This window comes from Bacillus sp. KH172YL63 (assembly GCF_011398925.1).
Classification (GTDB): Bacteria; Bacillota; Bacilli; order Bacillales; family Bacillaceae_B; genus Rossellomorea.
Genome location: NZ_AP022842.1, coordinates 1,649,073 through 1,669,038 on the forward strand (window position 1 = coordinate 1,649,073; position 19,966 = coordinate 1,669,038).

16 protein-coding genes are annotated in these 19,966 nt (G+C 44.6%); 15 read left to right on the plus strand and 1 reads right to left on the minus strand.

The features are described 5' to 3' along the window. Positions 1 to 15: 15 nt before the first annotated feature. Positions 16 to 1,218 carry a coiled-coil domain-containing protein gene (locus tag KH172YL63_RS08190; protein ID WP_173105645.1) on the minus strand — a complete coding sequence of 401 codons (1,203 nt, stop codon included), beginning with the start codon at positions 1,216 to 1,218 and terminating at the stop codon, positions 16 to 18. A gap of 282 nt (positions 1,219 to 1,500) precedes the next feature. On the opposite strand from KH172YL63_RS08190, the gene miaB reads away from it, so the two are divergent. The 15 genes from miaB to KH172YL63_RS08265 all read left to right on the plus strand — a co-directional run bounded on the left by miaB (position 1,501) and on the right by KH172YL63_RS08265 (position 19,951). Then, a complete protein-coding gene (gene miaB / locus KH172YL63_RS08195; protein ID WP_173105646.1) occupies positions 1,501 to 3,066 on the plus strand; it encodes a tRNA (N6-isopentenyl adenosine(37)-C2)-methylthiotransferase MiaB in 1,566 nt (521 codons plus the stop codon). Between the two features lies 1 nt (position 3,067). After that, positions 3,068 to 3,499 carry a YlbF/YmcA family competence regulator gene (locus KH172YL63_RS08200; protein ID WP_173105647.1) on the plus strand — a complete coding sequence of 144 codons (432 nt, stop codon included), beginning with the start codon at positions 3,068 to 3,070 and terminating at the stop codon, positions 3,497 to 3,499. Positions 3,500 to 3,830: 331 nt separating this feature from the next. Continuing rightward, positions 3,831 to 4,367, plus strand: coding sequence for an outer spore coat protein CotE (locus KH172YL63_RS08205; RefSeq protein WP_138777630.1), 537 nt, complete (start codon positions 3,831 to 3,833; stop codon positions 4,365 to 4,367). 221 nt (positions 4,368 to 4,588) lie between these two features. Continuing rightward, a complete protein-coding gene (locus KH172YL63_RS08210; RefSeq protein WP_173105648.1) occupies positions 4,589 to 6,757 on the plus strand; it encodes a DNA topoisomerase III in 2,169 nt (722 codons plus the stop codon). Between the two features lie 92 nt (positions 6,758 to 6,849). Further along, on the plus strand, positions 6,850 to 7,365 hold the full coding sequence (locus tag KH172YL63_RS08215) for an ankyrin repeat domain-containing protein (protein ID WP_173105649.1): 516 nt from the start codon (positions 6,850 to 6,852) through the stop codon (positions 7,363 to 7,365). A gap of 286 nt (positions 7,366 to 7,651) precedes the next feature. After that, positions 7,652 to 9,100, plus strand: a complete 1,449-nt coding sequence (locus KH172YL63_RS08220) for a carbon starvation CstA family protein (protein WP_173105650.1) — start codon at positions 7,652 to 7,654, stop codon at positions 9,098 to 9,100. 453 nt (positions 9,101 to 9,553) lie between these two features. Next, positions 9,554 to 10,444, plus strand: a complete 891-nt coding sequence (locus KH172YL63_RS08225) for a nitrilase-related carbon-nitrogen hydrolase (RefSeq protein ID WP_173105651.1) — start codon at positions 9,554 to 9,556, stop codon at positions 10,442 to 10,444. 63 nt (positions 10,445 to 10,507) lie between these two features. Further along, the gene (locus tag KH172YL63_RS08230) at positions 10,508 to 11,863 is read left to right on the plus strand and encodes an NAD(P)-dependent oxidoreductase (RefSeq protein ID WP_173105652.1); all 1,356 of its coding nucleotides are present in this window, start codon (positions 10,508 to 10,510) and stop codon (positions 11,861 to 11,863) included. A gap of 22 nt (positions 11,864 to 11,885) precedes the next feature. After that, positions 11,886 to 13,172 carry an NAD-dependent dihydropyrimidine dehydrogenase subunit PreA gene (preA, locus tag KH172YL63_RS08235; RefSeq protein WP_173105653.1) on the plus strand — a complete coding sequence of 429 codons (1,287 nt, stop codon included), beginning with the start codon at positions 11,886 to 11,888 and terminating at the stop codon, positions 13,170 to 13,172. 17 nt (positions 13,173 to 13,189) lie between these two features. After that, positions 13,190 to 14,617: a dihydropyrimidinase gene (gene hydA, locus KH172YL63_RS08240; RefSeq protein ID WP_173105654.1), complete on the plus strand. Its 1,428-nt coding sequence runs from the start codon at positions 13,190 to 13,192 to the stop codon at positions 14,615 to 14,617. Between the two features lie 132 nt (positions 14,618 to 14,749). Then, positions 14,750 to 16,219 (plus strand): NCS1 family transporter, encoded by a 1,470-nt coding sequence (locus tag KH172YL63_RS08245; protein WP_173105655.1) that lies wholly within the window; start codon positions 14,750 to 14,752, stop codon positions 16,217 to 16,219. Positions 16,220 to 16,263: 44 nt separating this feature from the next. After that, positions 16,264 to 16,470, plus strand: a complete 207-nt coding sequence (locus KH172YL63_RS08250) for a hypothetical protein (protein WP_173105656.1) — start codon at positions 16,264 to 16,266, stop codon at positions 16,468 to 16,470. Positions 16,471 to 16,488: 18 nt separating this feature from the next. Continuing rightward, complete coding sequence (locus tag KH172YL63_RS08255; protein ID WP_173105657.1) at positions 16,489 to 16,668, plus strand: hypothetical protein; 180 nt, start codon at positions 16,489 to 16,491, stop codon at positions 16,666 to 16,668. A gap of 62 nt (positions 16,669 to 16,730) precedes the next feature. Beyond that, positions 16,731 to 18,326 (plus strand): PucR family transcriptional regulator, encoded by a 1,596-nt coding sequence (locus KH172YL63_RS08260; RefSeq protein WP_173105658.1) that lies wholly within the window; start codon positions 16,731 to 16,733, stop codon positions 18,324 to 18,326. Between the two features lie 158 nt (positions 18,327 to 18,484). Next, positions 18,485 to 19,951 carry a CoA-acylating methylmalonate-semialdehyde dehydrogenase gene (locus KH172YL63_RS08265; protein ID WP_173105659.1) on the plus strand — a complete coding sequence of 489 codons (1,467 nt, stop codon included), beginning with the start codon at positions 18,485 to 18,487 and terminating at the stop codon, positions 19,949 to 19,951. The last annotated feature ends 15 nt before the right edge of the window (positions 19,952 to 19,966 follow it).

Here is a 19,966-nt window from a genome sequence, read left to right on the forward strand (position 1 = left end):
GGATTTATCTATGTTTCAGTCGTCCGCTTGTTTTATTGGAATAGTGGACTCAGGCTGTGGCTTAGGTCTATGGTTGATTACACGGGTTTGGCTTCTCTTCTGATTTTCCACCAGCCGTTTCAGTTCAAATAGATTATGAGTCAACTTTGCATTATGGTCACGGATGTTTTCAACTTCTTCTATGAAGGACAGGAATCGGTCCTCTACCTCTTTAAACTTTCCGGCAAAATCCTCTTTTTGTAGTGAAAAATGTAATTCATGACTTTGCTCGATGTCCCCGATCCGTTCATCTTGCTTCTTCCGTTGCTGATCAATGTCTGCAAATTGCGAAGACAGCCACCATTCATTTTCCTCGATATGTTGGTGAAATTGTGACAGGAAATCCTTCATATAATGCAATTTCTCCTGTTCGGCTTCTATCAGGTGATTCTTTGAAAATTCTAAAGCATCCAGTGTATGTTGCCTTTCAGCCATCAGTTTCTCCAATTCTTCCGCTTTCGTTAAAAGAGTATGGAAAAGCTCTTTCTTCGTATTTTCAGAGTGGGAGAGGGCAGCATTTAAATCGGTGATATGCTGCTGTTGACTCTCGGTTAATGTAGTCAATGAGTGGATCTCCTGTAATAATGTTTGTTTTGTTTTTTGAAGATCCTTGTTTTCACCCGAGAGGTGATTCTTCCTGGCATTCAATTCTGACAGGGAGTCAGCATGAAGCTTCAGCTCATATTCAGTGTGAGAAAGCTGCTTCTCCAATGCATGAATGCTGTCTGTCTTTTCTTGAAGGGATTGGTTCTTAAGGAGCAGCTCTCCGGTAAGTGCCTTGATCTCCTGTTGCAGATTTTCAATGGAAAATGACAGATGAGTACATTCATTTTCCTTTAGAACAAGGTCTTTCTCAGTGTGTTTCATTTTTCCTGCCTGCTCGAGGAGCAATTCTTCTTTTATATGAAGCTTCTGATGAAGGGCATTCACTTCGGCTTCAAGTTTTTCCTTTTCAGTTTGAAACCGGTTGCGGTCACGGATCAATTCTTCCTGAATGATTTCGCTACATTCTAATGCTTCATGACTGATCTCTATTTCAGCCTCCTTCTCAGAAGCAACCTTTTTGAAATGCTGGACCTCTGCGTAAAGGTAGCTTTCTTGTAATCTCTTTATCGTTTGATTTAATTCATCGATTTTGGAAAGGTAATATAATTTTTCTTGATTTTCTATGTTGTACATCGGGGTCTTGATGTCTTTCTTAGCAATCGGAATCTCCTCCCTGGGTATTTGTCTTACTTTACGTTATGCGGTGTTTAAAGGGGAAGTTACTTGATCGAAAGCCCAATTTATAAGGGGGCGGGGAAGATTCGAACATTTATGGACACATATGCGCCTCTATTGTATGTAGCCTCGAAAACCTTTATACTATTATAATGTGCAATCATGTATATCTTGTTAATGTAACCGGACTTTTAATAGAAGGTAAGCGGTTTAGTTATAGAGGTAGAAAGGGGATTTTTCATGAACGAAGAACAGCGCAAACATGGACAACAATCGAAGTCTGTATCTCCAGCGGACCAAAAATCCGAAAAGGATTTCAGCAAGTACTTTGAAAGTGTCTATATCCCGCCTTCATTAAAAGACGCAAAAAAGCGCGGGAAAGAAGAAATACAATACCATAATGACTTTACAATCGAAGATCAATATAGAGGGCTAGGGGAAGGCAAGAAATTCTATATCCGGACCTACGGTTGTCAAATGAATGAACATGATACAGAAGTGATGGCAGGCATATTCATGGCATTGGGATATGAAGCGACCAATTCAACCGATGATGCCGATGTCATCCTCCTGAATACGTGTGCCATCCGTGAAAATGCAGAAAATAAGGTGTTTGGTGAGTTGGGTCATCTGAAACATCTGAAGAGGGAAAAACCAGAACTCCTGATTGGTGTATGCGGTTGTATGTCACAGGAAGAATCAGTGGTGAATAAGATCTTGAAAACCTATCAACAGGTGGACATGATCTTTGGAACCCACAATATCCACCGTCTTCCTAAAATCCTGTCAGATGCATATATGTCCAAGGCTATGGTCGTGGAAGTATGGTCGAAGGAAGGGGACGTGATTGAAAACCTTCCTAAAGTGAGACGGGGTAACATCAAGGCTTGGGTCAACATCATGTACGGATGTGACAAATTCTGTACATATTGCATCGTTCCGTATACCCGCGGGAAAGAACGGAGCCGCCGGCCGGAAGAAATCATTCAGGAAGTCCGTCAACTGGCAGCCCAGGGATATCAGGAAATCACCCTGCTCGGACAAAATGTCAATGCATACGGTAAAGATATCGAGGACCTTGATTATGGACTCGGGGACTTAATGGATGACCTGCGCAAGGTCGATATTCCGCGCATTCGCTTCACCACAAGTCACCCGCGGGATTTTGACGATCATTTAATTGAGGTTCTTGCCAAGAAAGGGAACCTGGTTGAACATATTCATCTTCCGGTTCAATCCGGATCTACAGATGTCCTGAAAATCATGGCCCGTAAATATACAAGAGAGCAATTCCTTGAGTTAGTAAGAAAAATCAAAGCGGCAATGCCGGACGTGGCCCTGACAACAGATATCATCGTCGGTTATCCTAATGAGACTGAAGAACAATTTGAAGAGACCCTTTCCCTCTACAGGGAGGTGGGCTTTGAATCTGCATTCACATACATTTACTCTCCACGTGAAGGGACACCAGCTGCCAAGATGGACGATAATGTACCGATGGATGTGAAGAAAGAACGCCTTCAACGTTTGAATGAAGTCGTGAAAGAATATTCTGCAGAGGCCATGAAGAAATATATCGGACAAGTTGTCGAGGTATTGGTCGATGGAGAGAGTAAGAGAAATCCTGAAATTTTAGCCGGTTATACGAGAAGAAGCAAACTTGTGAACTTTAAAGCACCAAAAACAGCCATTGGAAAAATTGTGAAAGTAAAGATCACAGATACCAAATCATGGTCTCTTGATGGGGAAATGGTTGAAGAAGGACGGATTGGAACAGAATTTCAAGAAGCGGTAGAGGTGAATTAATATGGCAAAGTATACAAAAGACGATATTATGAAACGTGCAGAAGAACTTGCAACGATGATTGCAGAAACAGAAGAAGTGGATTTCTTTAAACGTGCAGAAGCACAGATCCATGAAAATCAAAAGGTGCGGGAAATGATCGCAAGCATCAAGAGCCTTCAGAAGCAAGCGGTGAATTTCCAGCACTACGGAAAAACAGAGGCTTTAAAAATGGTGGAAGCCAAAATCGAAAACCTTGAGAACGAAATCGATGCCATCCCGGTTGTTCAACAGTTCAAGGAATCCCAAACGGATGTAAACGATCTGCTGCAAATTGTGGCATCTGTCATTTCAAACAATGTGACCGATCATATTATCGAAACGACCGGTGGAGATCTCCTTCGCGGGGAAACCGGATCTCAAGTGAAAAATTCAACACCGGGCAGCTGTTCTTAACCGAGGGCACGCTCTCAATTAATATATATGATAAGGAAAAACGATCTCTGCTTTTTTGCAGAGATCGTTTTTTTGCATTGATTTCCCGATTGAGATCCATTCGCAGGGAGGAAAGTCCCTCCACAATTTCCTTCATCCTGAACGCTTATTTTCACCTGTACATTACCTCTTCTTTTCGATGAGGGCAGGTATTGGGCGCCGGAACATTCAATGGTTATTCGCATACAATACATTATCTCGCAACAATCCCATCATGTGTTTAAATTTACTCGCACAAACACCTAGATAGCCGCATAAGATGAATTGAAAATGAATGAGGAGGTTCGCTCGAATGGCAGAATATAGAGAGATTATTACTAAAGCGGTCGTAGCGAAGGGACGTAAATTCACACAGTCTCATCATACGATTTGCCCGCCGCATAATCCATCGAGCATTTTAGGCTGCTGGATAATTAATCATCAGTATGAAGCACACAAAGTAGGGAAGAAGGTTGAAGTTCACGGTTCATACGATATCAACGTATGGTACTCACACAGTGATAACACGAAGACATCTGTTGTCACAGAGAGAGTGGAATATACAGACTGCATCAAATTAAAATACCGTGATCCTGACTGCTTAGACGACATTGAAGTATGTGCTCGCGTATTACAACAGCCTAATTGCTGCGAAGCGGTAATTTCACCAAACGGTAACAAAATTATCGTTCATGTTGAACGTGAATTCCTAGTGGAAGTTATCGGAGAAACGAAAGTTTGTGTCCTTGTCAATCCAGAGGGTTGTGACGATGAAGACTGGGACTGCGACTTGGATGACGAAGAGTTTGAAGAGCTAGATCCAGACTTCCTGGAAGGCGACGAAGAATAACATTTACTAGGAAGACGGCCTCTTCCTAGTTTTTCTTCATAGCCGAACTAAAATGATCCAGCGGGCATCTCTCCAGATGCTCTTTTTTTATATGGAAAGATTCAGGCGTAAGGATCAACTGCTGCCAGTGCTGAATGAAAGGGCATGAACGGACTTATTGATCTATGTTAAAATGAATTGAAGAAGAAAATACATAACCAGTTATGAAAGGATTTTTATACATGAAAAAGATTTTGGTCCTGGCAGAGAAGCCGTCTGTCGGCAGGGATATTGCCAGAGTGCTCCAATGTACAAAGAATGGGAATGGCTTTTTGGAAGGGAATGACTATATTGTCACCTGGGCCCTCGGGCATTTGGTGACATTGGCTGAGCCTGAAAGCTATGATGACCGATATAAAAGCTGGAACCTCGAGGACCTGCCGATGCTCCCGCCGGCTCTGAACCTTGTTGTGATCAAAAAAACAGGGAAGCAGTTTAGCGCGGTCAAGTCTCAAATGAACCGGCCTGATGTAAAGGAAATCGTCATTGCGACAGATGCAGGACGGGAAGGTGAACTCGTAGCCCGCTGGATCATAGAAAAGGCAAGGGTAAACAAACCGTTGAAACGCCTCTGGATCTCTTCCGTCACCGACAAGGCGATCAAGGACGGCTTCAGGCATCTGAAAGATGCGAAGCAATACGAAAATTTATATGCAGCAGCACAAGCGAGATCGGAAGCCGACTGGTATGTGGGAATGAATGCGACAAGGGCACTGACAACGAAGCATAATGCCCAATTATCATGCGGCCGTGTGCAAACACCGACGCTCGGCATCATCGCCCAAAGGGAAGAAGAAATCAAAAACTTCACCCCGAAAACCTTTTACGGTGCACAAGTTACAACGGAGAGCGGCACCTTCACCTGGACGAATACGAAAAACCGGGATACGAAGACTTTTTCTGAAAAAGAAATGGCCAGTGTCATGGAAGCATTGAAGAATCAAAAAGAAATCACCATTTCTTCGGTGAAAAAGGCGCTGAAAAAAACCTACGCTCCTTCTCTGTACGACTTAACGGAATTGCAAAGGGACGCCCACAAAATCTTTGGCTATTCAGCGAAAGAAACGTTATCGATCATGCAAAAATTATACGAACAGCATAAGCTTGTGACGTATCCAAGGACAGATAGCAAACATTTATCGAGCGATATGATTTCAACATTGAAGGACCGGTTGCATGCCGTGAATGTCCAGCCATATCGCAAGCTTGCCCACAAAGCGTTACAGGGGAACCCGAATCTGTCAAAAGCATATGTAGATGACAAGCTGGTGAGCGATCATCATGCGATCATCCCAACGGAAGAGACGCCTTCTCTTCAACGGCTCCAAGATCGGGAAAGAAAAATCTATGACTTAATAGTGAAACGATTCCTGGCAGCTTTTTATCCACCGTTTTCATATGAGCAAACGACAGTGGAAGCTTCTGCCGGGACTGAATCCTTTCAGGCAAAAGGGAAAAGGATTGTAGCATTCGGTTGGAAAGAAGTATACGGAATAGATGAGGAAAAAGATCAGCTTCTATCCGAAATGGAGGAAGGGAACACATTCCCTATCTCTTCAATCAAACAAACAGAAGGACAGACAAACCCACCAGGCAGATTTAATGAGGGAACACTTCTATCTGCTATGGAAAACCCTAAAAAGTTCATGAAGGAAAGCAACAAAGCGCTGCTTGAAACGATAGAAGATGCAGGCGGACTCGGCACTGTCGCAACAAGAGCAGATATCATCGAGAAGCTGTTCAACTCCGGTGTGATCGAGCCAAGAGGGAAAGACATCCATATGACGTCAAAGGGCAGACAATTGCTTGGACTTGCTCCCCTTGAACTGCAATCTCCTACACTGACAGCCGAGTGGGAACAGAAGCTTGAAAAAATCGCGAACGGTTCACTTTCAAAGCATGAATTTATAAAAGACATAAAAGCTTATACGAAAAAGTCAGTGAGTGAAATCAAAAATTCCACAAAGAAATACTCACATGACAATCTCACTGGCACCAAATGTCCCGATTGTGGAAACCTGATGCTTGAAATCAAAAATAAACACGGGAAGAAACTCGTTTGCCAGGATCGTGAATGCGGTCATCGGAAGAATGTCAGTAAGAAAACGAATGCCCGCTGTCCTAATTGCCATAAGCGCCTGGATCTTAGAGGAGAAGGGGAAGGCCAAATGTTCACCTGCGTATGCGGACATAGAGAAAAGCTCTCTACGTTCAATGAAAGAAAGAAGAAGGAAAAGAACAGTAAGGCAACAAAGCGGGATGTGAACAAGTATTTAAAAACACAACAAAATGATGAGCCGGCTAATACTGCGTTAGCAGATGCGCTGGCGAAATTAAAGTTGGATCAGTAGATAGGGAGACTCCATGAAGATGGAGTCATCTCTATCTTTTTTTGTGAAAAATTGGTAGACTATTCCTAATTATAAGAAAAAGAGGTGTTTGTGTGACAAATCAAGCGTTTTTTAAAGCAATCGAAACAGGGGACAAAGTACAGGTGGAACAAATCCTACGAAATGATCCGAATTTATGTAACGCAGAGAATGAACACGGACTGACGGCACTTGGCGTGGCAGCACATTACGGTCATTTGGATGTCGTCGAACTGCTGCTGAACTTTGGAGCGGATATCCATGCGGTCTCGAGGTCCAAGCTTACTTATATTCCTTCAAACACGGCTCTACATGCCGGAGTCGCCGGCAAGGCATCCAAGGAAGTAGTCGAGTTCCTTCTGAAAAATGGTGCAAAGGTGAACAAGACCGACTCATCTGGCTACACGCCACTCCATATCGCAGCCTTCGATGCCGGTGCTGAAATTACCTCCCTGCTTCTCACTCATGGGGATGGTGAGGGGATCCTTTCCGCTGGGGATCAACGGTCACCTTTGGACATTGCAAGGGAAAGGGATAATAAAGAATTCATAAAGGCATATGAAGAATTTGAAAAGAGGGAAGCAAAGTAGATCCTATAGAACAAGCATAAGGGCTGGTATCACGTAAAATCTGACCGAGTTCGATCTCTAATAGAGAGGCGAAGTCGGTCAGATTTTTTTGCATGGCTACGAAAAAAAATAAAAAACCTGCAAGGGGAGTATCCGCTTACATTACTGCTATGTTGGGAAAGGAACCAAAGTGATATTGAGAATATTAATCTGAATAGAAAATGTTTTTAGAAAATTCTGTTGTCTTTTGTCGGTTGACGTATTAGAATAAACGTTAATTTCATTTATACGAAGGGAGGACAACGTGATGCTCACATTTCTTGCATCAATCTGTATTTTAGTGGCTGGTTATTTCATCTATTCAAAGGTGGTCGAAAAGATTTTCGGCATTGATGATGCCAATGTGACACCTGCTTATTCCAAAAAAGATGGTTTGGATTATATGCCTATGAGCTGGTGGAAAGCGAGCCTCGTTCAGTTGTTGAACATCGCCGGCCTGGGGCCGATCTTCGGCGCGATCCTTGGTGCATTATACGGACCGGTCGCATTTGTGTGGATCGTGATCGGCACGTTATTCGCAGGAGCAGTCCATGATTATTTTTCAGGCATGCTGTCGCTCAGGCATAATGGGGAACAGTTTCCTTCCATCGTAGGGCGGTATTTGGGGAAACCTGTTCAATCCCTTATGAACATCCTGTCGATTGTATTGATGGTTCTGGTCGCAGCGGCATTCACATCTGGACCTGCTCAACTGATGGCAGAGGTGACACCGTTTAATTTTATGACTTGCCTGTTGTTGATTTTTACATATTTCCTGATTGCAACCATTCTGCCGATTGATAAGATCATAGGGAAAGTCTATCCGGTCTTTGGTGCAATCCTGATATTTATGGCAGTGGCAATCGGCATTGGGCTATTCTTCTTCGAGAATCCTGTCCCGAATTTAACACTCCAGAATCTGCATCCCAGTGAATTGCCATTGTGGCCATTATTGATGGTGACCGTATCATGTGGAGCGATTTCCGGTTTTCATTCCACGCAAAGCCCGATCCTTGCCCGGACGTTGAAAAAGGAAAGTGAAGGAAGGAAAGTATTCTATGGAGCGATGGTAGCTGAAGGAATCATCGCTTTAATATGGGCAGCAGCCGGCATGGCTTTCTTCAATGGAACAGGCGGGCTGCAGGAAGCGCTGGCTGCCGGTGGACCGGCCGGTGTCGTGAACGAAATAAGCAAGACGACGCTCGGGACAATTGGCGGGGTGCTTGCAATCCTCGGCGTCATTATCCTTCCGGTTACAACCGGTGATACTGCGTTAAGGTCTTCGAGGATGATGCTTGCGGACTTGCTTCGATCCGTCCGTAAAGGGAAAGATAATGGAAAATGGGTTCCGGTCGCACTTGTGATCCCTGTTGCACTGCCTACTTTCCTTTTGACTCAAATGGACTATACTTTCCTCTGGAGATACGTTGGATGGTCCAATCAAGTCGTTGCGACGGTCATGCTTTGGACGGCCGCCATTTATTTACTGCAAAGAGCCAAGTTCCACTGGATATGCAGCATTCCTGCTTTATTTATGACCGGGGTTGTCAGTTCATACATTTTTTATGCCCCAGAAGGCTTTGGTTTTGCCTACTCCAAAGCAATGATGCTTGGTGCTGTGATCTGGCTTGCGGTATTGATCTGGTTTGTGGTCCAATTGGTGAAATACAGACCTGTCCGCAACCGGCTTCCTGCTATGAAATCAGTTGAATATTAAAATACTTCATGGACAGTCTTTTCGCTTTTGGAGAAGGCTGTCTATTTTTGTGAAAAGAGCGATCAACAGTTGAAGCCAAGGATATTTATATAGTGCTAATTGAGTATAGCTTATAGGGTGAATTTCTTTGCGATACGAAATTTGTCGACTGAAAACTGAATATTTAAAGTATTATAACAAATATTTCTACAATTTTCGTAAAATAGATATGATACCTTATGTGAAACGGACAAGATTTCATACTGGTTGTACATTGTGACCAATGAAGAAGCGTGTTCGTGTTACATAGTGTATAGTGCTTTTTAAAATGAGCCGGGTTAGAATAAAGTGAAAATACTTAAAATTCTGAATTAATGTTGAATATGTGAATATAGCAAGTGATGTCATAGGAGGAAAAAACTATGAAAGCGCTTACTATTTTATAAAAATTCTATTTGTGTAGGGGGAAACGTGATGTCGGATTTAGTGAAAATTGGACTGATTCAAGCTTCTCATGATGTGGATGGAAGTGAAGGTGTTGATGTCCATAAAGAGCAAGCAATCAAGAAACATGTGAAATTGGTAAGGGATGCCGCTAAACAAGGGGCGCAGATTATTTGTTTGCAGGAGATCTTCTATGGACCATACTTCTGTTCCGAACAAAATCCAAAATGGTATGACTCCGCCGAAGAAATCCCTAACGGACCGACGACCAGACAGTTTCAGGATCTTGCAAAAGAGCTCGGTGTCGTCATTGTGTTGCCGATCTATGAAAGAGAAGGAATCGCCACCTACTACAATACGGCAGCGGTGATAGACGCTGATGGAAAGTACCTTGGAAAGTATCGAAAACAGCATATCCCCCATGTTGGAGTCGGGGAAGAGGGGTACGGATTCTGGGAGAAATATTATTTCAAACCTGGCAATCTCGGATACCCTGTGTTTGACACTGCGTTTGCAAAGGTCGGTGTGTACATTTGTTATGACCGTCATTTTCCAGAGGGCGCACGTTTACTTGGATTGAAAGGTGCTGAGATTGTATTCAATCCATCTGCAACTGTAGCAGGACTGTCTGAATATCTGTGGAAACTTGAGCAGCCTGCCCATGCCGTAGCGAACGGCTATTATTTAGGGGCAATCAACCGTGTCGGCTATGAAGGGCCATGGAATATGGGGGAATTCTACGGTCAGTCATATCTTGTAGACCCAAGAGGCAGCTTTGTTGCAGTGGGAAGCAGGGATCATGATGAAGTCGTCATTGGGGAAATGAATAAGAAGCTCCTGAGGGAAGTAAGGGATACCTGGCAGTTCTATCGTGACCGCAGGCCTGAGACATACAATGAGATGACAGCATTGCTTCCTTGATGGAGCGGTAGCTCTTTTCTGTGAAAGTTGCATTCAAATGGAGATGAAGAGGGGGAAGGCAGTTTGTCCAACACAATTTCATTACTCAATCTTGAAAGGAATTTCCTTGAAGCAAAAGAAGGCCTTACGAACAGAGAAGCGGTGGAGGAAGCGAATCGATGCCTGTATTGTTACGATGCACCTTGCATACAAGCTTGTCCTACAGGTATCGATATACCATCTTTCATTAAAAAGATCGCATCCGGAAATTTGAAAGGATCTGCAAAGACAATTATGTCAAGCAATCCTGTCGGGGCAAGCTGCTCACGTGTATGCCCGACCGAGGAATTATGTGAAGGGGCCTGTGTACTGAATCATTCCACCAAACCCATCATGATCGGTGATCTTCAACGTTATGCAACCGACTGGGCAAGGCATAATGACGCAGTATTATTTGAAGCAGGTGAACCCAACGGTAAAACGGTTGGAATCATTGGGGGAGGACCCGCAGGTTTGTCAGCCGCCAGAGAACTTGCACTGCTCGGGTATGAAGTCACAATCTATGAGGCGGAGGAAAAAGCAGGAGGCTTGAATACGTATGGAATCGTGTCCTTCCGTCTTCCGCAAAGCATTTCTTACTGGGAAGTCGAGCAAGTCCAAAAACTGAACGTGGACATACGAACAAATACAAAGGTAGGGAAAGACGTTTCTGCGGAAGAATTATCACTAGCACATGATTTCCTTATACTTGCTGCAGGAATGTCGGTCGTACCTGACCTTCATATTGATGGGGAAAAGTTGTCAGGTGTCCATGATGCCATAGACTTCGTTAAAGCGACGAAAAGCGGAAAAATCAGTAAGGAATATCAAGGTAAGAAAGTGGCCGTCATTGGGGCAGGTAACACTGCAATCGATGGAGCAACATGCGCTGTCAGGCTAGGTGCTGAAAATGTGAAAATTTTGTACCGCAGAACAATGGAAGAAATGACTGCTTATGATTTTGAATATGAGTTTGCAAAGCAGGACGGTGTTGAATTCCGCTGGCTCACGGCCCCTAAACGGATCATCGGAAACGAAGCCGGGGAAGTTGCCGGAATCGAATGCGTCAAGATGGCATTAGGGGAGGCTGGGACCGACGGAAGAAGACGGCCGGTGGAGGTGCCGGGCTCGGAATTTGTGCTTCCGGTCGATGTGGTCATCAAGGCCATTGGCCAGACGCGTCACCGGACTTTGATTGAACAGTTCGGACTCGCCCATTCCGATGGGGTGGTGAAGATTGATCAACAAACATTTCAAACGTCAAATCCTGCAATCTTTGCATGCGGGGATGTCATATTCGGCAAAGGTGTGGGAGAGGCGATGGTTGTCACCGCGGCCGAGCAGGGGAAGCAGGCTGCATACCAATTGCATGCAACAGCTGCAGAAGTTCAGATGAATTAAAACGTGATGAGGGGGGAATTTCATGGCAAATTTAAACATCGATTTAGCAGGGATAAAATCGCCTAACCCGTTTTGGTTAGCTTCCGCACCACCAACAAATTCAGGTTATCAGGTACAGAGGGCATTCGAGGCAGGTTGGGGAGGTGCAGTCTGGAAAACACTGGGCGAACCGATCATCAACGTGTCGTCGAGATTCGCAGCAGTCAGCTTCAATGGACAGAGGGTGGCTGGGTTCAATAATATCGAGCTCATAACTGACCGTCCATTGGAAGTGAATCTTAAGGAAATTTACGAAACGAAGAAAAGGTTCCCGAACCACGCCATCATTGCATCATTGATGGTTGAGCCAAAACAGGAAAAATGGCATGAAATTGTCAAAAAAGTGGAAGACGTCGGTGTGGATGGATTGGAATTGAATTTCGGCTGTCCCCATGGCATGGCAGAGCGGGGGATGGGTTCTGCATCCGGTCAGGTGCCGGAGCTTGTGGAAAAACAAACCTACTGGGCAAAGGAAATGGCCAGGACACCTGTCATCGTAAAGCTTACGCCGAACATAACGGATATCACAGTTACAGCTGAAGCGGCTGTAAGGGGTGGTGCCGATGCCGTCAGCATGATCAATACGATCAATAGTCTGGCCGGCGTGGATCTGGACTCATGGAACACCATTCCACATGTTGCCGGTAAAGGTGCACATGGCGGGTACTGTGGACCGGCAGTTAAGCCGATATCGTTAAATATGGTGGCAGAGTGTGCCAGAAATCCACGGATCAACGTACCGATTTCCGGAATGGGCGGGGTATCCAATTGGCAGGATGCAGTTGAATTCATGCTGATGGGTGCATCAGGCGTCCAGGTATGTACAGCAGCCATGCACCACGGCTTTAGAATCGTCGAGGATATGCTTGATGGCTTGAATAATTATCTTGATGAAAAGGGGATTTCCTCGGTTCAGGATATCGTTGGGAAATCAGTGCCGAGATTTTCAGACTGGGGTAATCTTGACCTCAACTATAATGTGGTGGCAAAAATCAACCGTGATGTATGCATTAACTGTAATAAGTGTCATATTGCATGCGAAGATACGTCCCATCAATGCATCGATATGCTGAAAGACCCTGATGGAAACCGTTATCTGAAAGTAAGGGAAGAAGACTGCGTAGGGTGCAATCTTTGTTCCATTGTATGCCCTGTTGACGGAGCGATCGATATGATAGAAGTTCCAGCGAGCGGCATGCCGATGACGTGGAATCAGCGTCAAGCAGTCATGAACAAACTTTCAGGCCCGGCAGTGAATGCAGTGAAATAAATCAGGAGGTATGATTAATGGCTAAAATCATTCAAAACGGAACAATCGTTACGGCAACAGACACATATAAAGCCGATATCCTGATTGAGGACGGCAAGATTTCCTCAATTGGTAAAGGCTTTGATACAGCAAAAGCGGAAGTGATAAACGCTGAAGGACAGTATATCTTTCCGGGCGGGATAGATCCCCATACCCATTTGGAGATGCCTTTTGGAGGGACTGTTTCCAAGGATGATTTCGAGACCGGGACGATCGCGGCAGCTTTTGGGGGAACGACGACTGTCATTGATTTCTGTTTGACCGATAAAGGAGAGCCTCTTCAACGGGCAATCGATACATGGCACGCGAAATCTAAGGATAAAGCGGTCATAGACTACAGCTTTCACCTGATGATCGGCGAAATCAACGAAAACGTCTTATCCCAACTCCCGGACGTCATGGAGCAGGAGGGCATCACTTCCTTTAAAGTATTCATGGCGTATAAAAATGTTTTTCAGGCTGACGATGAAACATTGTTCAGGACGCTGGTCGCTGCGAAAGAGCTTGGAGCCCTTGTCATGGTGCACGCAGAAAATGGTGACGTGATCGAATACTTAACTGAAAAGGCACTTCAAGAGGGAAATACGGACCCGATTTATCATGCGCTGACGAGACCGCCAGAACTTGAAGGAGAAGCGACCGGTCGTGCAGCAAAGTTGACGGGGCTTGCCGATTCCCAGCTTTATGTCGTTCATGTTTCATGTTCGGAAGCTGTCGAACAGATTGCATCGGCAAGAAGCAAAGGATTGAATGTGTGGGGAGAAACTTGCCCTCAATACCTGGTGCTGGATCAAACTTATCTGGAAAGACCGAATTTTGAAGGGGCGAAGTACGTCTGGTCTCCACCGTTGAGGGAAAAATGGCATCAGGAGGTCCTTTGGAATGCACTGAAGAGCGGACAGCTCCAGACGCTCGGATCGGATCAGTGTTCATTCGACTTCAAAGGCCAGAAAGATCTAGGGAAAGGTGATTTTACCAAAATACCGAATGGCGGGCCGATCATTGAAGACCGTGTTTCTATATTATTCTCCGAAGGGGTTGAAAAGGGACGGATAAGCCTCAATCAGTTTGTTGATATCATGTCGACAAGAAGTGCCAGGCTGTTCGGACTTTATCCTCAGAAAGGTACAATTGCTGTAGGATCTGATGCAGACCTGGTGCTGTTTGATCCGGTGGCGAGAAGAGTGATTTCTGCCAAGACCCACCATATGGCTGCCGATTACAATCCATTCGAAGGGATCGAAGTGAAAGGAGAGCCCGTATCGGTCCTGTCGAGGGGGGAATTTGTCATAAAGGATAAACAATTCGTTGGAAAGCTCGGCAGGGGCAAATATGTGAAAAGAGCGAAATACGGAAACCTGCTTACAAGAGAAGAGAGTGAAGCACTTCAATCCTCCAAGTCCTGATAAACAATCCAGAATCACATTCAGCTTACATGCAGAACGACTCCTGCAAACTGGATGGTAATCCGTCCGTTTGCCTCTCATGCACAATGATTGGATTTGCCATTGAAAGCAAATGTATAAGGGGTGTTCAGGATGAAAAGAAGTTATTTAAAATCTCCAGATTTATTGCCAATTAAAGAGAATGAAAGAAAGATCACCAAACTAGGCTATTCTTTTATGTGGGTAGGGATGGTAGTGGTTCTTGCAACCTTTGCCATCGGAGGGGCCGGGGTGGTTTCCCTGCCTCTTCCACTCGTAGTGCTGGCAACGATCATCGGTTCCCTCGCCATCGGTCTTTTCATCACGTTGACAGGTGATATCGGAGTTGAACACGGGTTATCATTTCCGGTATATATGAGGGCGCCATTCGGTACGATCGGCACCCATATCCCATCGGTTGTCCGGGGTGTGGCTGCCTCCATGTGGTTCGGTATCAACACTTACTTCGGAGCAACTGCGATGAACGGAATCTTGAATATCATGTTCAACTTTGATAATTGGTTTGTTTGCTTCATGATTTTCGCCCTCCTTCAATTGGTGAATACGGCTCTTGGGATCAAAGCCGTGGAACGGTTTGCAGATCTTGCTGCACCGGTCATCATACTCATTTCTGTATGGATGTATTCGTCACTATCTGAATCTGCCGCCTCTCAGGGGAGGGACATTTGGAGTTGGGTGGAAAGCCCGGTAACGGGTGCCGCCACTTTTACGGCCTTCCTGGTGGTGATTTTCAGCAATATGGGTTTCTGGGCCACGCTATCAGCGGATATCCCATCTATTTCCCGGTTTATGAAAGCACCGAAGAATGAAAGAAATTGGTTTAAGAGAAATCGAAGTTCATTGATTGGCAATCTTGTTGCATTACCGATCACCCAAGCCTTCATGGTTCTGATCGGAGGGATATCATATATAGCGGTCCTGAATTACGACCCAGTCATCGCCCTGCAGGAGGCAGCCGGCGGGTTCGTATTAGGCGTCCTTCTATTGATGATCGTCCTCGCACAATGGTCCACCAATATCGCGGCGAATATCGTACCTGCTGCCACCATCTTCTCAAATGTCGGAGGTCCAAAATTCCCATTCTGGGCAGGCGTCATAACAGCAGGTGTTGTAGGGACAATCGTCCAGCCATGGAATCTGTTTGGCATCATCATACCAGTCCTTCTTTTTGTAGGTGGAATTCTATCTGCGATCGTCGGCATATTGATTTCAGACTATTATTTCATCAGGAAAAGACGTGTGAATGTTCCTGACCTTTATGAAGACAATGGCCAATTTAAGTACGCAAAAGGAGTCAATCTTGCCGGGTTCATTTCATGGATCATCGGTGCGGTGGCATCCTATTTTGTACCGAATTTTTCATTCTTGGTCGGTTTCGGGATCGGGGCCATCTTCTATTATGTCCTCGCTAAATATTGGTGGTTCAAAAAGTATGAACAGGCTGAACTCCTGGATCCGAACGATGAAAAATATTTAGGGTTGTCAGTTGGACGGGATTGGGTCATTGATGTGGAAGAAGAAGTGGTCAAGGAAGAAATACCGACGGGTACAAGTTTAACTTGATTTCATAGTAATGAAAGATTCCGGTAGAAGGAAGGGGGTAGGAGATGTCTGATTATCAGGAGTTTTTAAACGAAAGGGATAAAATCGATTTTCTTTTGCAAAAGGGATTCTCCATTGAAAAAGTAACTGAAAATCTCAGTGGGGCATTTGTCGTGTTCAAGCACGCTGAAAGTAAACGAAGTGCAACTCTCCATGTGAAGACGGCAAATGCGAGGAAATATTTCTCAACGCTATTGGTTCATCAATCATAATGTAAAGGGGGAACTTGGATGAGTGACCGAAACGAAGAAATTGAATTGACGCTCTTTCCAAGCATCATGCAAACGTCTGATGAATTGATTGACTGGGTGCTATCGGTCTTATCTTCCAACCACCTGACAGAAGAACAATTATTGAGCTGGTGGAAAAAAGAAGTGCAGTTTGTCATCCCCCATAAAGAAGAAAAGTGAGGATTGGTCCAGCCAATCCTTTTTCCCTATCATTCTGAAGACAGAGTCAAAAGGAGAATAGGATGAAAAGTAATTATTATTTCGCAGTGGAAGATATGCTTATAAGGAAAAACTTTGAACATGCTAAAGTGGTTGCCGGAAAGAAAGGACTCAAAAGACAGGTCAAATGGGTGCATGTGGTCGAAGTGACATCGATAAAGAATCTCCTGAATGGTAATGAACTAATCCTTTCAACAGGTATTGCATTGAAAGAAGAGGACGTCTTCCTGTCTCTCATTAACCAGCTGATCGCATGTGATGCAGCTGCCCTCTGCATTGAACTTAATACAAATATCTCCTCTATCCCGGAGTCGGTCATATCATGTGCAGAACAATCGGATTTTCCAATCGTTGTTTTTCAGAAAGAAGTGCCATTTGTCAGCATAACCCAGGATATTCATTCCGTATTGATCAATCAGCAGTATGAAATGATCAAAAAGTTAGAATCATATGCTCAGGAATTAAACAAGCGGCTCCTCGGAGTCAATCATTTCAGGGACATTCTTAAAGTATTACATAATGAGTTGGGAACACCGGTGCTATTTCACTCTAGAGAAGAGGAAGTCGAAATTTTCCCTCGTATGTGTCCAGCTGAACATCATAGGCTCACCACCGAGTTTCACCAGCATGGGGAAGGGGAAGACTCTCCATTCGCTTCTTTGAAAGTCAACCTGTTTGACCAGGAATACGCTGAACTTTCAATATATCGTAACGGTCATCCTTTCAGTGAGTATGAGCTTTTGATCCTGGACCGGACATCTACCGCCCTCGCCCAGTTTCTAATGAGGGAACTTTACTTTACTGAGCAAAAGAGACTGGAAGATTCGAAATGGATCATGTCGTGGCTGAAGGGGGAACAAAGTCATGACAGACTGGAGCAGTTTATTGCCGAACTAAAGTCAGCGATTCATGGAGGTGTGGTCAGCATATGTGAAACGGGAATGGGAACTGAGCCCTTTGATATCACTTATTTTAATCTTGCTACCAGGAGCATCTTTGAACAATACGGTTTTCACGTTGTCCCGGAAAGAATGGGGGATTCTCTCATTTTCATTCTCCTCGACACAAGGAGGAGACAGGATTGGAAGACCCGCATCAAACATGCATACGAAAAGATCCTCCAGTCTGATTTATTCAAAGGGACTTTACCAAGTGTATTTGTAACAGGGAAATATGAAAATGACTTGATGGATATCCATAAAAGTTACGCAACAGCAAAGGAAAGCCTGACGTTTCGTAACAAAATGGGGGGAGAAGATCCCTATTATTTCTTTGATGACCTTCATTTATTCAGACTGATCTCTGTTGTTCACAGTAACGTCAATCTGTGGGATATGATCGAAGAATATCTGTCTCCCCTATTGGCGTATGACCAAAAGCATGACGGAAATTTAATGCACACCCTAAAAGTGTTTTTATCGTGTCAGGGGTCAAAGCAGGAAACGTCGAAACAATTGTTTATTGTCAGACAAACACTCTATCACCGTCTAAAAAAAATAGAAGATCTGCTGGGCGGGGATTTCATGGCTTCAGATAAACGGGTGGCGATAGAGTTTTTGCTTGCTTCATACGAATTCCTGCAGCCTGAAGCCTCCATGAAAAAGAGGAAAGTTAATTAGGGGAAAACTGTTGTTGAAATGTCAAACGGATGTGCCGGGTTCTTTTACACATTGTCTAATGAAAGCCCTGTCAATTTCCATCATAATGAAAGTAACAAATCGACCAAGATATATACATTATGGGATAAAATACGGATATTTCTTAAGGAGGAGCTAAAATGACGGTAATCAAAAAAGATGTGGCACTATTAAAGAATTATATCGGTGGCAAGTGGGTAGATTCCTTAAGTTCGCAAACATCAGAGGTGTTGAACCCTGCGACGAATAAAGAAATTGCCAGAGTCCCGATTTCCACTAAAGAAGATGTGGCGATGGCAGTGAAAGCCGCCAAAGAAGCGTCACAGACGTGGAAGAAAACCCCTGTCCCGAAAAGGGCCCGCATTCTCTATAAGTATCACGCCCTGCTCTCTGACAACCATGAAGAATTGGCAAAGCTTGTTGTTCAGGAAAATGGCAAGGCATTCAAAGAGGCATACGGAGAAGTTCAGAGGGGATTGGAATGCGTCGAATTTGCCTGTGGGACACCGACCTTGATGATGGGTGAAACGCTGGGTGGAATTGCCGAAGAGATAGATTCTGAAATGTTCCGATATCCCCTTGGTGTAGTGGCTGGGATCACACCTTTTAATTTCCCGATGATGGTTCCCCTTTGGATGTTCCCTCTTGCGATTGCCTGCGGGAATACGTTCGTCCTTAAACCTTCAGAAAGGACGCCGATATTGGCAAATAGACTTGGAGAGCTGTTGACGGAAGCAGGGTTGCCTGATGGTGTCTTCAATATCGTGCACGGGGCCCATGACGTGGTGAATGGGTTGTTGGAACACAAAGACATCGCAGCCATTTCATTTGTAGGCTCCCAGCCTGTCGCTAAATATGTGTATCAGCAGGCTGCATCCCACGGGAAGAGGGTCCAGGCATTGTCCGGGGCTAAAAATCATCATATCGTCATGCCGGATGCAGATATCAATAAAGCAGCGGAGCATATTATCAGCTCGGCATTCGGCAGTGCAGGACAGCGCTGTATGGCATGCAGTGCCGTGGTCGTTGTCGGAGAGAACGAAGCGTTTGTTAAGGCTTTGAATAAAAAGGCAGATGAATTATCCATCGGGAACGGGATGGATGAAGAAGTGCTCCTTACCCCTGTCATCCGACAGGAAAATCGGGAAAAGACTTTGGGTTATATTGACAAAGGGATTCAAGAAGGCGCATCACTTATCAGGGACGGCCGAAAGGAAATGGATGATTTCAAGGAAGGAAATTTCCTTGGGGCGACGATTTTTGATCATGTGACGCCTGAAATGACGATTGCGAAGGAAGAGATGTTTGCGCCGATCCTCAGTTTATTAAGAGCAGATGATTTGGACGGGGGACTTGAATATATCCGGCAGTCAAGGTATGGCAACGGTGCAACGATTTATACGAAAGATGCGGCAGCTGTCAGGCAGTTTAGAGAAGAAGCAGATGCGGGCATGCTCGGCATCAACGTGGGCGTACCGGCAACAATGGCATTCTTCCCATTTTCAGGATGGAAGGATTCTTTCTATGGAGATATGCATGTAAACGGTAAAGACGGAGTAAATTTCTATACAAGGAAGAAAATGATCACTTCTCGATTTGATTTTTAATCAGGGTTAGGGGGA

Bases quoted from the DNA above. Each gene is read 5' to 3' on its own strand.
- KH172YL63_RS08190 (WP_173105645.1), bottom strand. From the start codon at position 1,218: ATGTACAACATAGAAAATCAAGAAAAATTATATTACCTTTCCAAAATC.
- miaB (WP_173105646.1), top strand. From the start codon at position 1,501: ATGAACGAAGAACAGCGCAAACATGGACAACAATCGAAGTCTGTATCT.
- KH172YL63_RS08200 (WP_173105647.1), top strand. From the start codon at position 3,068: ATGGCAAAGTATACAAAAGACGATATTATGAAACGTGCAGAAGAACTT.
- KH172YL63_RS08205 (WP_138777630.1), top strand. From the start codon at position 3,831: ATGGCAGAATATAGAGAGATTATTACTAAAGCGGTCGTAGCGAAGGGA.
- KH172YL63_RS08210 (WP_173105648.1), top strand. From the start codon at position 4,589: ATGAAAAAGATTTTGGTCCTGGCAGAGAAGCCGTCTGTCGGCAGGGAT.
- KH172YL63_RS08220 (WP_173105650.1), top strand. From the start codon at position 7,652: ATGCTCACATTTCTTGCATCAATCTGTATTTTAGTGGCTGGTTATTTC.
- KH172YL63_RS08225 (WP_173105651.1), top strand. From the start codon at position 9,554: ATGTCGGATTTAGTGAAAATTGGACTGATTCAAGCTTCTCATGATGTG.
- preA (WP_173105653.1), top strand. From the start codon at position 11,886: ATGGCAAATTTAAACATCGATTTAGCAGGGATAAAATCGCCTAACCCG.
- hydA (WP_173105654.1), top strand. From the start codon at position 13,190: ATGGCTAAAATCATTCAAAACGGAACAATCGTTACGGCAACAGACACA.
- KH172YL63_RS08245 (WP_173105655.1), top strand. From the start codon at position 14,750: ATGAAAAGAAGTTATTTAAAATCTCCAGATTTATTGCCAATTAAAGAG.
- KH172YL63_RS08250 (WP_173105656.1), top strand. From the start codon at position 16,264: ATGTCTGATTATCAGGAGTTTTTAAACGAAAGGGATAAAATCGATTTT.
- KH172YL63_RS08255 (WP_173105657.1), top strand. From the start codon at position 16,489: ATGAGTGACCGAAACGAAGAAATTGAATTGACGCTCTTTCCAAGCATC.
- KH172YL63_RS08260 (WP_173105658.1), top strand. From the start codon at position 16,731: ATGAAAAGTAATTATTATTTCGCAGTGGAAGATATGCTTATAAGGAAA.
- KH172YL63_RS08265 (WP_173105659.1), top strand. From the start codon at position 18,485: ATGACGGTAATCAAAAAAGATGTGGCACTATTAAAGAATTATATCGGT.